Genomic DNA, 13,876 nt, shown 5'->3' on the forward strand with positions numbered 1-13,876 from the left:
TTCTGAAAAAATGCGTCCATGTTTCATGACGCATTTTTGTAGTTAGTGTTTTCTAACCATCAACAGGATACCACAGCCCTGCCCCTCTTGTCAAGGCATTGGCGCAATGTTTGCACGGCACAACAATGCCGCCTTTTCTGAAGCACACAGAGCGTGCGTTTCAGCTGCCCAATACGCGGAACGCCACCAGCAGCACCCCGTAGATGACCGGCTGGTGCAACAGATACAGCAGCAGCGAGTGCCGTCCAAGCCAGCCCAGCGGCGGGTAGACCGAGCGGTGCAAGGGCTCCATGCGCTGCCGCCCTACAACGCCGTAGAGAAAGTACCCCGCCCAGAACAGAAACAGCCACGGCAGAAGGGCGAAATAATCCGTAGAATAGAACCACCACGGATAAAAGCCAAAGTACGCTGTGACATAGTTTGCATACAGTGTCTGCGGCAGCCAGAGGCGCAGGCTGCCAAAACCCAGATAGCCTGCCGAAACATTGCGGGTAAGGGCGAACAGCACTGCGGAGATAGCAAACCCTGCTGCGGGTGGAATGCGCAGCAGCGGCTTTTCCAAAAGGCCGGTCAGCAGCATAGCGCTGCCCAGCAGGGTCAGCACACCAAAAATGACCCTGTCCTCCGGCATAAAAAGCAGCGTGACCGCCGTGACAAGCGCCCCTGCCCCGAACACCTGTGCGCCCCGGCGCAGGGTTTGATGCCCCAGTTGCACACAGAAGCCGGACAACAGAATAAACACCCAGCAGATGCTCTGCTGCCACAGATGCCCGGGCAGGCCATAATACCAGTCGGCCTGAATGCCGAACAGATTGACCAGATCCCAGCAGCCGTGATAGAGCATCATGCTAACTAAATCCAGCCCGCGCAGCTCGTCCAGAAGGGCGTAGCGGCCAGAAGTGTTATTGTTCTTCACGGCGTTTTCCTTCCTTTTTGTCACGCTGTTACACCGTTTTGCGGCGCAGCAGGCTCATGGGCGGCAGTTCCGGGGTGGGCATGGTGTATTTTTCCATGGCGTGAGGGGTGCTTTCCACCCGCTCCCCTGCTTCATTTTCGATCCATTCCGGGGTAAGTGCAATGCTGCGGCCGTCTGGGCACAGTGCCTCCAGCGTATCCCCAAGGCTCCATTTGCCGCGCTGCTGGCAGTGGGCAATGCCATTTTCCCAGCTGTCCACCGTGCCAACGAACTCCCACTCGCGGATGTAGGTGGCGCTGTCGGTGGCCTGTTTGGCCTGTTCGCGGCCAAAATAGAAGCCGGGGGAGTAGTGCCGGTGGCTGGTACGGGTAAGCTCTGCGTACACCTCCGGCGGCAGTTCAAAGTTATCGTTTGCCGGGTCGGCCAGATAGGCGTCCAGTGCCTTGCGGTAGGCAGCGGTAACGCTGGCCACATAGTAGAAGGTCTTGGCACGGCCTTCGATTTTCAGGCTGTCCACACCCGCCTTGCAGATCAGGTCAATGAAGGGCGCGGTGCACAGATCGTTGGCGTTAAGGATGTAGCTGCCGTTCTCGTTTTCGCCGATCTCGTACAGTTGGCCGGGGCGGGTCTCCTCGCTCAGGTAGTACTTCCAGCGGCAGGGCTGGGCGCACTGTCCGCGGTTGGCGTCACGCCCGGCCATATAGTTGGACAGCAGGCACCGGCCGGACACGCTCATGCACATTGCACCGTGCACAAAGGCTTCAATTTCAAGTTCCGGCGGGGTCTTATCGCGCAGGATGGCAATATCCTGCAAGGTCATCTCCCGGGCCAGCACCACCCGCTTTGCACCCATTTTGTAGGCGGCGCGGGCAGCTGCCCAGTTGGTGATGCCGGTCTGGGTGGAAAGATGCACATCAATGTCTGGGGCAAAGGTCTTGCAGGCATCCAACACACCAAGGTCTGCCACGATAAAGGCATCCACACCGGCCTTGGCAGCCTCCTTGATGGCCTCCGGCAGACGGTCGGCCTCCTCGTTGGTGGGCAAGGTGTTCATGGTCAAGTAGACCTTGCGACCACGGGCGTGGGCGTAGATGACGCTTTCCGTCAGCTGCTCCGGGGTGAAATTAGCCGGGGCAGAGCGCATACCAAACTCCGGCAGGCCGCAGTAAACGGCATCGGCACCGTAGTTGATGGCATAACGCAGACGTTCCGCATCGCCCGCCGGGGCAAGCAGTTCCGGGATCTGTAACATTTGTAGGTTCCTCTCTTATGTATCACAGTTTTTAACGGGAAAGGGGCCGCTGCACCGTGTTTTTTTGTGTAGCGGCCTTTCCTCAGTTTTTCAGGCTTTTGTTCACAGCTGCGACAGTTTTGCAGTTTGCGTTATGCTCTGCCAGCGTGTGGGCGTAGTAGTAATTGCCCTTGAGGTCGGTCACAAAGAAGTAAGCGTCCTTGGCTTCCTCATCGGGCTGCGGCTCCAGCGTCGCTTTGATGGCGGCAAGGCCGGGGTTCGAGATGGGGCCAGCGGGCAGGCCGGTGCAGCTGTAAGTGTCGTAGGCTGCAAGGATATTTTCCGGGATATCATCCCAGCCGCCGTAGTAGGGTGCGACCCAGTTCCAGAGATAGTTGTTGTCGGCGTCGCTCTGGATATGGCTGGAGGTGTTGCTTTGCAGCCGGGGGTAGGGCGAGCCCTCCGCCAGACGGTTGCGGAACACCTGCGCCACATTGGAGTCCTGACTGTTGCCCGCTTCCTCCTGCACAAAGGAGGCAAGGGTGACCAGCTCCGGCAGGGTCATGCCCTGCTTTTTGAGCGCCGCGTACATTTCCTTGGTAAATTGTGCATCGAACTGGGCATAGAAAGTGGCCACATAGTTATGCACCGTATCGCCCTTCAAAAAATCGTAGGTCTCCGGGAAAAGATAGCCCTCGCACTTCATAAAGCGGTTCGGAGCATCCTTATCCTCCGGGACATACTGCCAGAAAGTATATGCGCTGAAATCGCCCTCGTTGGCTTCCTTCAAAAACTCCTCAGCGGTGCACAGACCGGCGGCTTCCATCTTCTGGGCAATGGCAATGGCCGTTGTGCCCTCCGGGATGGTCACCCGCACCGTTTCTGCCTTGGCGTACTGGGAAAGGGTGGCAATGATCGCATCGTAGGAAATCGCACTGGTCTGCAAGACAAAATCGCCATACTGCAGCTTTGCGGCAGCGCCCTTTTCCCCCACATACCAGCGAAACAGGTAGGCAGAGCGGATGACGCCCGCCTCCTTCAGCTTGTTGGCGATCGTGGCTACACCGCTGCCCTGCGGGATGCTTACAGTCACCTCTGTGCTGCCGGGTGCACCATTGCCGTGAATCTCATTGTAGGCAAATCGCACCGCTGCGCCTGCTGCCAGAAGAAGCAGCAGAAGCACTACCAGCAGAATTTTGCCTGCGCCGCCCTTTTTGCGGGCGGCACGTGTATCGTTGTGTGCCATACGCACCTTCCTTTTTTCAGTTTTCCAGCATCAAACGCAGATAGCTTTCGCTTATGTCAAAGGGCTCTGCGTCAAAGCGGATCATGCCGTATTCCTGCCGGGTGCCCTCGCCCAGAAACAGCGGCTGGGCAGCGCCTACCGTGATGACTGCCTTCTCCACGATGACTTCCTTCTCGCGGGCGGCTTCCATCAGGATCTCGGCGGCGCGGTCGCTGTCGGCCATCATCTCCACAAAATACAGGGTATCCTCCTTGCGGAAGTAGATGCCGTAACCATGTTCGTTGGACACGATGGTAGCGCCCCGGGCGTACAGCTCCTGCAACACCACCGCCATGCGTTCCGGGCTCAGCTGCACGGTATCCTTCCAGAACTGTTCTCGCAGCTCGCACAGCTTTTTGGCTGTCACCGTGTCAAATTCCGCCTGGCTCCACAGGTTGCGACTCACCTCACGAGGCAGGCAGCGCAGGGCAAAAGCCTGTGCAAAGCCTTTATCCTGCAGCAGAGCGGCCTGTGCTGCATCTGCCGGGACTGCAACCGTGAAGCCTGCGCCCCGCAGCTTTTGCTGGGCGCACAGGGTATCCAGCAGACCCGCCAGCAGCAGACTGCCCTCGCCGCACAGGCACAGGTAATTGCCCGTGCGCCCCTGCAGGGTGACCGGCACAGCCAGCGCAGCCGCCACGATGGCGTCGTTTTCATCGGCTACATAAATGTTCTGCACACCGGCAAAACGTTCCAGTACCATTTTTGCAAAATCTTCGGTATCATGATGCTGGCTCTGCCACAAAGCCAGCACTGCCGCCTCGTCGGACGGCTGCATCAGACGATACATCGTTCAGGATGCCCCCTCTTATCGTATTTTATTGTTCAGCCCAGTGTTTTCCGGGCAAGCTGCTGTACCTCTTGCTGGATCTCTTCAATGCTGCGCATAGCGTCCCCGCTGGTGCAGTGCACGGTATCCCAGCCAAGATGCCGGGCGCAGAACTCAGCAGCAGCACGGCTGCGCGCCAGATAGGCGGTATCCTTCTCGTGCACGTCCTTTTTGCTTTCGTCGCCGTGGTAGCGCTGGGTCATCAGCCGCTGGCTGACCGCCGGGTCTACCTGTAAATAGATGACCCTGTCCGGTGCGGGCAGACCCAGCAGACGGAACTCGTAATCAAACAGCCAGTGCAGATATTCCTCCCACTGCTCCTGCGGAAGCTTCGAGCACTGGTGCACCGCGTTGGAGGTGGTGTATCGATCGGCGATGATCACACCGCCCTGCTCGTAAAAGCTGCCCCAGCTGGTTTTATAGCTGGCATAGCGGTCCACCGCGTAAAAGCTAGAAGCCGCATAGGCGTTTACATCGTCCGGATGCTGGCCGAACTGCCCCGCCAGATACATCTTGACCAGTGCGCTGGAATCACTGGCATAATCCGGGAAGGTGATCTTTTGCACCGGCACACCCTGCGCGGCGAGATGCTCTGCCAGCAGCTTTGCCTGTGTGGCCTTGCCGCTGCCGTCCAGCCCTTCCAGCACGATCAGTTTTCCCTTGCTCATACGGCGGCACCTTCTTTAATGGCGGCATATTTTGCGCGCACCTCAGCGGTCTTGCCGCAGCACATCTTGCCCTCCGGGCAGGCGCCGCACAGGCAGGCAGGGCCGGCCTTGGCAAAGATATGGGGTGCCACCGGGTACACCAGCGCGAACATTTTTTCGGCCAGTTCCCGGATCTCCCACTGGGCACGGTTGCAGCAGCGCAGCTGGAAGAAGTTCATCAGGCTGCGGGCGTTCATGGTGACCACCATTTTAGTCTCGCAGGCGTTGGGCAGCACAAAGCGGGCATCCTCGTTGGCCTGTTTAGAAGCCTTGGCGCGCGCCTGCTTTTCCGGCATTCCCTCAGCCATCAGGCGGGCGGTGTGCCCCTCCTCCAGCTTATGGGCAAGGTCGAGATAACGCTGGGCGCCCTCCTCCATACTGGCAAGGAAAGCCGCCTTTGCTTCCGGGATGGCTTCGATCTCCGGGGGCGTCACATAGCGGAAATCATCCAGACGCACATAGCGCTGGCTCTGCACGCTGAAGGACGCGATGCGGTGCCGGGTGATCTGGGCAAGCAGGGTGCGGCTGACTCCCTCGATGCCAAAGGTAAAGCTGGCGTGCTCGATGGGGCTGGCATGGCCAAGGTCACTGAGCATGGTCAGAAATTTTGCAGTTTTTTCCTCGTCCAGCCCATCCAGAAGGTCGGTGATGTGGGCGTCGGAATAGCAGAGCTTTGCAGCAGCAGCCACCACCTTTTCCGGTTCCGGGGTGTGGGCGATCAAGCGAACAGTCATCATAGGGTCATTTTTCCTCCGTAATTTTGGTCAGGGGTGCATAATTGGCCATCGTTTTCTTGATGCCCACTTTTTCAAAGTTGATCTCTACGATCTGATCCCCGGCAGCGGGTTTTACCTTCAGCACTGTGCCGCGGCCAAATACTTTGTGCTCCACGATGTCACCCGGTTCATAGTGCTTTGCACCAGAAGCTGCCGATTTTACGGCAGAATTTGCTGTAAAGGTTGTTTGCTTTACAGCATTTTTTGCCGAATTTCCGTTGGAATATGCAGAGCCAAATCCGCTGTTTCTGGCAGTCGGCTGGGCAGAACTGTTGCCATAGTGACTGCCGAAACCGGAAGAAGCGGGGCTTCTTCCGCCGTAGGACGAGCCAAAACCACGGCTTTCACCGGCGTTATATTCCCGGTTCAGGTAGCCGCTGCGGTTATTCGAACCGTAGCCCGCGCCATAACCGCCGCCGTAGCTGCTGCGGCTATAACCGGAGGGGCCGGAGTAACCGGATGCCCCGCCGGGCACAGTATCACTATAACTGCTGCCCCAGCCGCCCATACGGGAACGCTGTTCCAACACCGGACTGCGGGTCTCCTCTATATATTCCGGCTCGATCTCCCGCAGAAAGCGGCTGGGCTCGTTGCGCTGGGTGCGGCCATACAGCATCCGGGTGACGCTGTTGGAGATGTACAGTTCCTTTTTGGCGCGGGTGATGCCAACGTAAGCTAGACGGCGCTCCTCTTCCAGATCTGCCTCGGAGTACTTGCTCATCTCGCTGGGGAAAACGCCCTCCTCCATGCCGATGAGGAACACATAAGGGAACTCCAGACCCTTGGCAGAGTGGATGGTCATCAGTACCACCTGATCGTTGCTTTCGTTATAGCTGTCGATATCGCTGATGAGGGCGATATCCTCCAGATAGCCCTCCAGTGTGGCTTCCTCGCCGTGCTGGTCACAGTAGTTTTTGACGTTGTTCACCAGCTGGCCCAAGTTCTGCAGACGGTCGGCGGCATCCTCGTGCCCTTTGGCGGCGTCTGTTTCCAGCATGGCCTTGTAACCGGTCAGTTCAATGACGTCGGAGGCAAACTCGTCCAGCGTGCGGGTTGCAAGAGAATCCTGCAGGCGCTGGTAGATCTGCCAGAACTTGAGCAGCGGCATCACCGCGCGGGAAAGCTTGGCGTACTGGTCGGCATGACTGATGACATCCAGCATACTGACGCCCTGCTGCCCGGCAAGGTCTGCAATAACGTCCACGGTGGTGGCACCGATCTTGCGGGCGGGCTCATTGATGATGCGGCGCAGCCGCACATCGTCCCGGGGATTGGCCACGATGGACATATAGGAGTGGATGTCCTTGACCTCCTTGCGGTCGTTGAAGCGCTGCCCGCCCACGATCTTATGCGGGATGCCCGCGCGGGTGAAGTAGCTTTCGATAGGAGCCGACTGGGCGTTCATGCGGTAGAGAATGGCGTGGTCTGCCAGATGCCCGCCCGCTTTCAGGTGCTGGCCGATGACATCCGCGATATGGCTGGCTTCGTCCTGCTCATTCTCGGCGGTATACACCTGCACCTTATCGCCCTCGCCGTTGTCCGTCCAAAGGGTCTTGCCCTTGCGCTCGGTGTTGTGCTGGATGACGCAGTTGGCTGCGTTAAGGATATTGGAGGTGGAGCGGTAGTTCTGTTCCAGTCGGATGGTCTTGGTACCGGGATAGAGCTTTTCAAAATTGAGAATGTTCTCAATGGTAGCGCCGCGGAAACGGTAGATGCTCTGGTCGTCATCGCCCACCACGCAGATGTTGCGCTCCGGCCCGGTGAGCAGGCTGACCAGACGGAACTGCGCCACGCTGGTGTCCTGATACTCGTCCACCAGCAGGTAGCGGTACTTGTTCTGGTAGAATTCCCGCACGTCCGGGTGTTCAGCCAGCAGCTGCACGGTCTGGTAGATGAGGTCGTCAAAATCGAACGCACCGGCCTCTTTCAGCTTTTTCTCGTAGGCTGCATAGATGCGGGCGGTCTGAGTGCTCTTCACGTCTCTGGCGTGGTCTGCAAGGGCCTGCTCCGGGCTGACCAGCTGATCCTTCCAACGGCTCATCTGGTTGATGGCAGCTTTGATGGGCAGAAATTTATCATCGATGCTCAGCTCTTTATATACGGTTTTCATTACTCGCTGGGCATCATCGGTGTCGTAGATGGTAAAGCTGCGGGGGTAGCCGATCTCCTCCGCCCAGCGGCGCAGAATGCGCACACAGGCCGAGTGGAAGGTGGAGGCAAACACTTCGTCCCCTTCCTCGCCGCCCAGCATCCGGCGCAGGCGTTCCTTCAGCTCCCCTGCTGCCTTGTTGGTAAAGGTAATGGCCATCACGTTCCAGCTGCGCACCGCGTTGCGGCGCAGCATCCCGTCCAGCCAACTGGGGGCATCCGTACCGGTCATGATGGCGGTACGCAGGGCTTTGACGTCCTCCTCGGTCACCGGGCGGGGCGTTTCCTTAGAGCCGTGTGCCGAGCCGAACCGGATGAGGTTGGCGATACGGTTGACCAGCACGGTGGTCTTGCCGCTGCCGGCACCGGCAAGGATGAGCAGCGGGCCATCTGTGGTAAACACAGCCTGCCGCTGCATATCGTTCAGGCGGCCGAATTGCTTTTCAATGTAAGTATCACGCAGGGTGCAGAATTCCTGCCCGAGAGATGCTGCCATGGTTTCACCCGTTTCCTTCGCTGTTATTCATACCGTATAGTATAACACATTTCGAAAAGGTTGTACACCAAAACTGCATGGAGTTACAGCTGCTTTTCCAGCAGATAGCGGTCGTAGCCGCCGTACATCTCCCGGCGGCAGCGGATGACGAAGCCGGAAGCCTGTGCGTTGTGCAGGCTGTAGCTGTTATCTGGGCTGACGGTAGCCCCCAGATGGGTGATCTGAGGCGGCAGCAGCGGCAGAGCCGCCTGCAGCATAGCGCGCTGCAAACCGTTGCCCCGCCAGTCTGGGTGCACTACTGCGCTGTCTGCGTTGGCCCAGTGTTGCCACTGACTTTTCGGCACGCCCAGAAAGGCGGCATAGTTTTCATCGCTCTGCCCGCACAGGCGCAGGATGAGGTACGCCCCCAGCCGCCCCTGCTGCCACGCACCGATACATATCCCGGTGCGCAGATAGCCGGTAATGTTTTCCAGCGTGTCCGGCACAAACTGCTCCGGGTGCGGCATGGCGGTGCGCACTTCGTTTTGCAGCGCGAACACCGCCGGTGCTTCGGCAGGGGTGCAGCGCCGCAGGGTGACAGCCTGCCGGGCGGGCTTGCCGCATACTTTTTGCAGAAAATAGTCCATCTGTACTATGCCCTCCAAAATAAAATCGTACTTTTCAGCAGATTCCAGTATAAATGACGCTTTTCTAAATGTCAAATTATGCTATAATAGGAGAGAAGGGGCTGTGGAGGGATCCTCCCTGCCCGTTTGTATGAAGTTCGGGGCGGCTTGCCGCCCGGAAACGGAGGAACCATCCATGAAAGATCCCGCACTGGCATCGTCCAGCCGTCTGGGCGGCGCTGTGATCAGCGACCGTGTTGTTGCAAGCCTGCTGGAGGAGCTGTCCAACGGGCGCTATGCCCAAGCCGACCGTCTGCCCGCCGAGGTAGACCTTGCCACCGAGCTGGGGGTAAGCCGCACCGTAATCCGTGACGCGCTGAGCGAGATGGAGCGCGCCGGTTATGTGGAACGGGTGCGCGGCATTGGCACGGTGGTGAACCGCGCTGTGCTGGGGCTGCGCAGCCGCCTAGACCAGAAGCTGGAGTACTACCCGCTGATCCGCAGCTTTGGCAGCTACCCCCATGCAGACGGCATTCAGGTGATGCTTCTTCGTGCAGGCGAGGAGATGGCGCATGCGCTGGCGCTGGAAGTTGGTGAAGAGGTGATCTGCATCAAAAAGCGCATCCTTGCCGACACCACCCCGGTGATCTACTCCATCGACTACCTGCCCCGCAGCCTGTTCGGCAACCGGGACTACACCCGTATCGACCTGACCGGCGACATCTTTGAAATTTTGGAGCAGGAGTGCCACCAGCAGATCTCTTCCAACGTGGCGCACCTGAAGGCCAGCTGCGGCGACGAAGCCATCCGTGCAGCCATGCGGCTTGCCCCGGGCGAGGCCATGCTGCTGCTGGACGAGGTATGTTTCAATCGTTTGTGCAGGCCGGTGATGCGCTCGCTGAGCTACTACACGAACTTTTTTGATTTTTCCATCTTACGCAAACTGCTTTAAACGGAGGTATACTGTCCATGCGTCATCTGATCGACCCTTTGGATCTCACCCAGCAGGAGATCACGCAGCTGCTTGATCTTGCCGACCGTATCTGCGCCGACCCTGCTGCCTATCAGGAGGTTGCCAACCACAAAAAACTGGCCACCTTGTTCTACGAGCCCTCCACCCGCACCCGCCTGTCTTTTGAGGCGGCTATGCTGAACTTGGGCGGCCATGTGCTGGGCTTTCCCAGCGAGAACGTGTCCAGCGCCACCAAGGGTGAGAGCGTAGCCGACACCATCCGGGTGGTGTCCTGCTATGCCGATATCGTTGCCATGCGCCACCCCAAGGAGGGCGCACCGCTGCGTGCCTCCCGCTACTCCCGCATTCCGGTGATCAACGCCGGTGACGGTGGCCATCAGCACCCCACCCAGACACTGACCGACCTGATGACCATCCGCCGCCGCATGGGCAGGCTGGATGATCTGACCATCGGTCTGTGCGGTGATCTGAAGTTTGGCCGCACCGTCCACTCCCTGCTCAAGACCATGGCGCGCTGCAAGAATGTGCGCTTTGTGCTGATCAGCCCGGAGGAACTGCGGGTGCCGGATTATATCATCAACGATGTGCTGGAAGCCAACGGCATCCCCTACAAGGAGACCCGCAGTCTGGAGGAATCCATGCCGGAACTGGACATCCTGTATATGACCCGCGTGCAGAAGGAGCGCTTCTTTAACGAGGAGGACTACATCCGCCTGAAGAACAGCTATGTGCTGACCCGCGAAAAGATGGCACAGGCCAAGCCCACCATGGCAGTGCTGCATCCCCTGCCCCGCGTGAACGAGATCGCACTGGATGTAGACGACGACCCGCGCGCCGCTTATTTTGAACAGGTGCAGAACGGCGTTTACGTCCGCATGGCACTGATTATGACTCTACTGGGGCTTGCAGACCCCAAAGCACCGAAGGAGGAGAACTGATATGTTGAATATTGACGAGATTCAGAACGGTATTGTTATCGACCACATCAAAGCAGGCACTGCCATTGGTCTGATGGATCTACTGGGCATTGCGGGCAACCGTACTGCCAGCGTGGCGCTGATCCAGAACGCACGCAGCAAAAAGACGGCCAGCGGCCGCAAGGACATCATCAAGGTAGAGGGCGACGCCTCCTGGCTGAACTTGGATGTGCTGGCTTATCTGGACCCGAACATCAGCGTGACCATTATTGAAAACGGCAAGGCTGTCCGCAAGGAGCAGCCCAAGCCCCCCAAGCGTCTGGTGAACATTGTGCGGTGCAAGAATCCCCGCTGCATCTCCAGCATTGAAGAGGAGTGCGACCAGATTTTTGAGCTGAGCTCCAACGGCAAGTACCGCTGCGTCTACTGCGAGCAGGAATTGCAGGTAAAACCGGAATAAGTTTTTAAATTTTGAATATCGGAACGCCCATGGGCGTTCCGATATTCCATTTTCACAACTCAAATATAAAAAGGACTGCTATACTGGGCAAAACCCATGTAGAGCAGTCCTTTTTTGAACAAAAGAAAACTGACGGAACTCTTTGCAGCGCACGACACTCCGGCCTGCCTACGCCATTCCCATACAGCAAGCAGAGCCGGAATTGCGACGCATCGAGTAACTTTATCGACTGCAACCCCCAAAAGGCCCGCCGCAGAAAGTCCCGTCAGCAAGGTACTGCGCATTCCTGCACAGCCCAAAAAGCAAAGGTAGACAGCCCGCTTACACGCACCGCAGACTGTTTTTCCATCCAGCAACAAAGCTCTTAAAAAGAGGGGTGTAACCCTCCCACCGCAACGTGACAATGTCCGCACGGAAGGCTTCCTTTACCTGCTTTAGTATAGCAGAGTTACGCTTGTGTTGCACAAAAACTGTCATATTCTGACGGTGCAGATGTCATGAATTGTCGGTGGGCACCGCACAGGTAAAGCGGAACCAATTGTCCCGGCAGCTCAGGGTATACTCCGCACCATGGCGCAGCAGAACATCCCGCACGTTGGAAAGCCCCATGCCGTGGCCGGGCTCCTTGCGGGTGGTGCGGGGCAACTGCCCATCCGGCGGCAGCTCCACATCCCGCTGCACCCGGTTGCGCACCGAGAGAAGGTATTCCTCCCCCGTTTTGCGCACCCGCACATAGACCTCCGGCGGGTACGCCTGCGCTGCGGCCCAGATGGCGTTATCCAGCAGATTTGCCAGCACGGTGACCATATCCACCCCGCTTAAGGGAAAATTCCGCAAATCACAAAGGTCAAAATACACGCTTACGCCCTGCCGGGCGGCTTCCTCGTATTTGCGGGTCAGGATGGAATCCAGCAGCGGGTTGTGGGTATCCATAATGGTTGTGCTGGCTGCCACAGCCTTATCTACACCGGCAATATAGTTCTGTGCACCAGCCACATCTCCCTGTTCTAGCAAGGCACGCAGCGCACTGATGTGGTTGGTGAACTCATGGGTCAGACGGCGCTGGGCGGTATAGGAATCCAGCAGAGCCGAGGCTCGCTGCTGCTCCAGCTCGGCCTGAAAATGCAGGCTGCGCCGCTGCATGACCTGATCATTGAACATCGCCACGATACACAGATGCACCATGACAGCCACCGTAAGCCCCACTGTCATCCCCATTGTGGCCATGGTGGCCCTTTTGTTGTTATCTGTGAGCATGAGCAGGATGTTCAGCACCACGACCACACCCGGAAAAAAGCTCATGGTCAGCGCCTGCAAAGGCTCCAGCGCATTGTATCTGCGCCACTTGCCCACAAAGAACGATACCCCGGTGCTGACTACCAGATTTGCGAATGACATTATGATCAGACAATCTGCGCGCTGGATGACCTGCTGTAGCTCACATTTCAGCACCCACGATATGACATACCGCACACTGTTTTCAACCAACAGGCACATGGTGCCGTTGATCAGACAGGCGGTAAATTTCTGCCCCGGCGTGCCACCAAACAGCATAACTGTGATGAACAGAAAAAGAAGCGTGTAAACCACTGCCATCGGCGTAAAAAAGCCATGGTTGCGCACGACCGAGAGGGTCATTGTGAGCACGGTTATAATGCAGGACCACACCAGCGGGTGCTTTACCCTGCCCTTGCCAAGGTAAGCATATTCAACCATGATAAAGCCGAGCCATTGGGTCAGGCAGACCCAGTGGCCGTACATATACCAGCGCCAGAATTCTTCATTCATCGCCGAACTGCCCCTTCCATTCCAGCCATGCGTTGCGGATAGCCGGAAAATCCTGTCGGCTTGCGTTCAGTTCTACCCCGCTGCGCAGTTCTACCTTATAGTTGCGGATAGAACGCACATATTGCAGGTTGACCACATCACTGCGCCCCACCTGCAAAAAGCCGTTTTCGTACAGCATGGCGGGCAGATCAGCGATTTTGCCGTAAAAGGTGCAGATGGGCTGGTGCGGGATATCGCCGTAGACGTTGATCTGCCGCAGATCGCTTTCCAGATAATAGATCTGATCCAGCGGGATCTCGCTGGTGGTACGGTTGTGACGCACCTCCAGCGTCTTTTTAGGGTCGGTCATGCCGGAAAAAATATCCTCCAGACAGCTGGGCAGCTGGGCGGCAATATCGCGCTTGAGTAGGTAGCGGTAGGCATTGACCGTATAGCCCTGTGGGGCAAATTCCAGATAAGCCGAAATGTACACCAGCACGATATCCGGCGCGACCTGCCGCAGCCTGCGCCCCAGCGCAATGCCGTCGGTTGTTTTCAGGTCTACATCCAGAAACGCCAGCTGGTAGTGCCCCAGCTCTGGGGTGGCCAGTAGCTGCTCACCGCTGGTGCAGACAGTGCTCTGCACCTGAATTTCCCGGGCGCGGAACCATTCCGAGATGTATTCGTCCATCTGTGCAGCGAACGCCGCATCGTCGTCACAGATAAGAATGTGCATGGGCTGTTTCCTCCTTTTGAACACAAAAAA

The 13,876-nt window shown here is 57.8% G+C and carries 13 protein-coding genes; 3 read left to right on the plus strand and 10 right to left on the minus strand.

From position 1 onward, the window contains the following. Positions 1-160 precede the first annotated feature (160 nt). The 8 genes from WMO44_RS03155 to WMO44_RS03190 all read right to left on the minus strand — a co-directional run bounded on the left by WMO44_RS03155 (position 161) and on the right by WMO44_RS03190 (position 9,014). Entirely contained in the window at positions 161-916 is a 756-nt protein-coding gene (locus tag WMO44_RS03155; protein ID WP_349151715.1) for a heparan-alpha-glucosaminide N-acetyltransferase, read from the minus strand. A 28-nt stretch (positions 917-944) separates the two neighbouring features. Further along, on the minus strand, positions 945-2,168 hold the full coding sequence (locus WMO44_RS03160; protein ID WP_236131056.1) for a peptidase U32 family protein: 1,224 nt from the start codon (positions 2,166-2,168) through the stop codon (positions 945-947). An 82-nt stretch (positions 2,169-2,250) separates the two neighbouring features. Beyond that, complete coding sequence (gene mltG / locus WMO44_RS03165; RefSeq protein WP_349151716.1) at positions 2,251-3,393, minus strand: endolytic transglycosylase MltG; 1,143 nt, start codon at positions 3,391-3,393, stop codon at positions 2,251-2,253. Between the two features lie 16 nt (positions 3,394-3,409). Next, entirely contained in the window at positions 3,410-4,222 is an 813-nt protein-coding gene (locus tag WMO44_RS03170) for a hypothetical protein (RefSeq protein ID WP_349151717.1), read from the minus strand. 35 nt (positions 4,223-4,257) lie between these two features. Then, complete coding sequence (locus WMO44_RS03175) at positions 4,258-4,929, minus strand: dTMP kinase (RefSeq protein ID WP_005926082.1); 672 nt, start codon at positions 4,927-4,929, stop codon at positions 4,258-4,260. After that, a complete protein-coding gene (gene thyX, locus WMO44_RS03180; protein ID WP_349151718.1) occupies positions 4,926-5,705 on the minus strand; it encodes an FAD-dependent thymidylate synthase in 780 nt (259 codons plus the stop codon). Before thyX ends, WMO44_RS03175 begins: the two co-directional genes overlap by 4 nt. A gap of 4 nt (positions 5,706-5,709) precedes the next feature. Beyond that, positions 5,710-8,388 carry an ATP-dependent helicase gene (locus WMO44_RS03185; protein WP_349151719.1) on the minus strand — a complete coding sequence of 893 codons (2,679 nt, stop codon included), beginning with the start codon at positions 8,386-8,388 and terminating at the stop codon, positions 5,710-5,712. An 83-nt stretch (positions 8,389-8,471) separates the two neighbouring features. Further along, complete coding sequence (locus tag WMO44_RS03190; RefSeq protein ID WP_349151720.1) at positions 8,472-9,014, minus strand: GNAT family N-acetyltransferase; 543 nt, start codon at positions 9,012-9,014, stop codon at positions 8,472-8,474. Between the two features lie 175 nt (positions 9,015-9,189). Between WMO44_RS03190 and WMO44_RS03195 the strand changes: the two genes are divergently transcribed. Genes WMO44_RS03195 through WMO44_RS03205 form a run of 3 tightly spaced genes read left to right on the plus strand, consistent with a single transcriptional unit; the run spans position 9,190 to position 11,343 of the window. Next, entirely contained in the window at positions 9,190-9,945 is a 756-nt protein-coding gene (locus tag WMO44_RS03195) for a GntR family transcriptional regulator (RefSeq protein WP_118657648.1), read from the plus strand. A gap of 17 nt (positions 9,946-9,962) precedes the next feature. Beyond that, positions 9,963-10,904 (plus strand): aspartate carbamoyltransferase, encoded by a 942-nt coding sequence (pyrB, locus tag WMO44_RS03200; RefSeq protein WP_055184493.1) that lies wholly within the window; start codon positions 9,963-9,965, stop codon positions 10,902-10,904. 1 nt (position 10,905) lies between these two features. Continuing rightward, a complete protein-coding gene (locus WMO44_RS03205; RefSeq protein WP_349151721.1) occupies positions 10,906-11,343 on the plus strand; it encodes an aspartate carbamoyltransferase regulatory subunit in 438 nt (145 codons plus the stop codon). A gap of 495 nt (positions 11,344-11,838) precedes the next feature. Here the strand turns inward: WMO44_RS03205 and WMO44_RS03210 are convergent, their stop codons facing one another. Continuing rightward, a complete protein-coding gene (locus tag WMO44_RS03210) occupies positions 11,839-13,131 on the minus strand; it encodes a sensor histidine kinase (RefSeq protein WP_349151722.1) in 1,293 nt (430 codons plus the stop codon). Then, positions 13,124-13,846, minus strand: coding sequence for a LytR/AlgR family response regulator transcription factor (locus WMO44_RS03215; RefSeq protein WP_349151723.1), 723 nt, complete (start codon positions 13,844-13,846; stop codon positions 13,124-13,126). Before WMO44_RS03215 ends, WMO44_RS03210 begins: the two co-directional genes overlap by 8 nt. Between the last annotated feature and the right edge of the window lie 30 nt (positions 13,847-13,876).

Source organism: Faecalibacterium tardum, assembly GCF_040096515.1.
GTDB lineage: Bacteria > Bacillota > Clostridia > Oscillospirales > Ruminococcaceae > Faecalibacterium > Faecalibacterium tardum.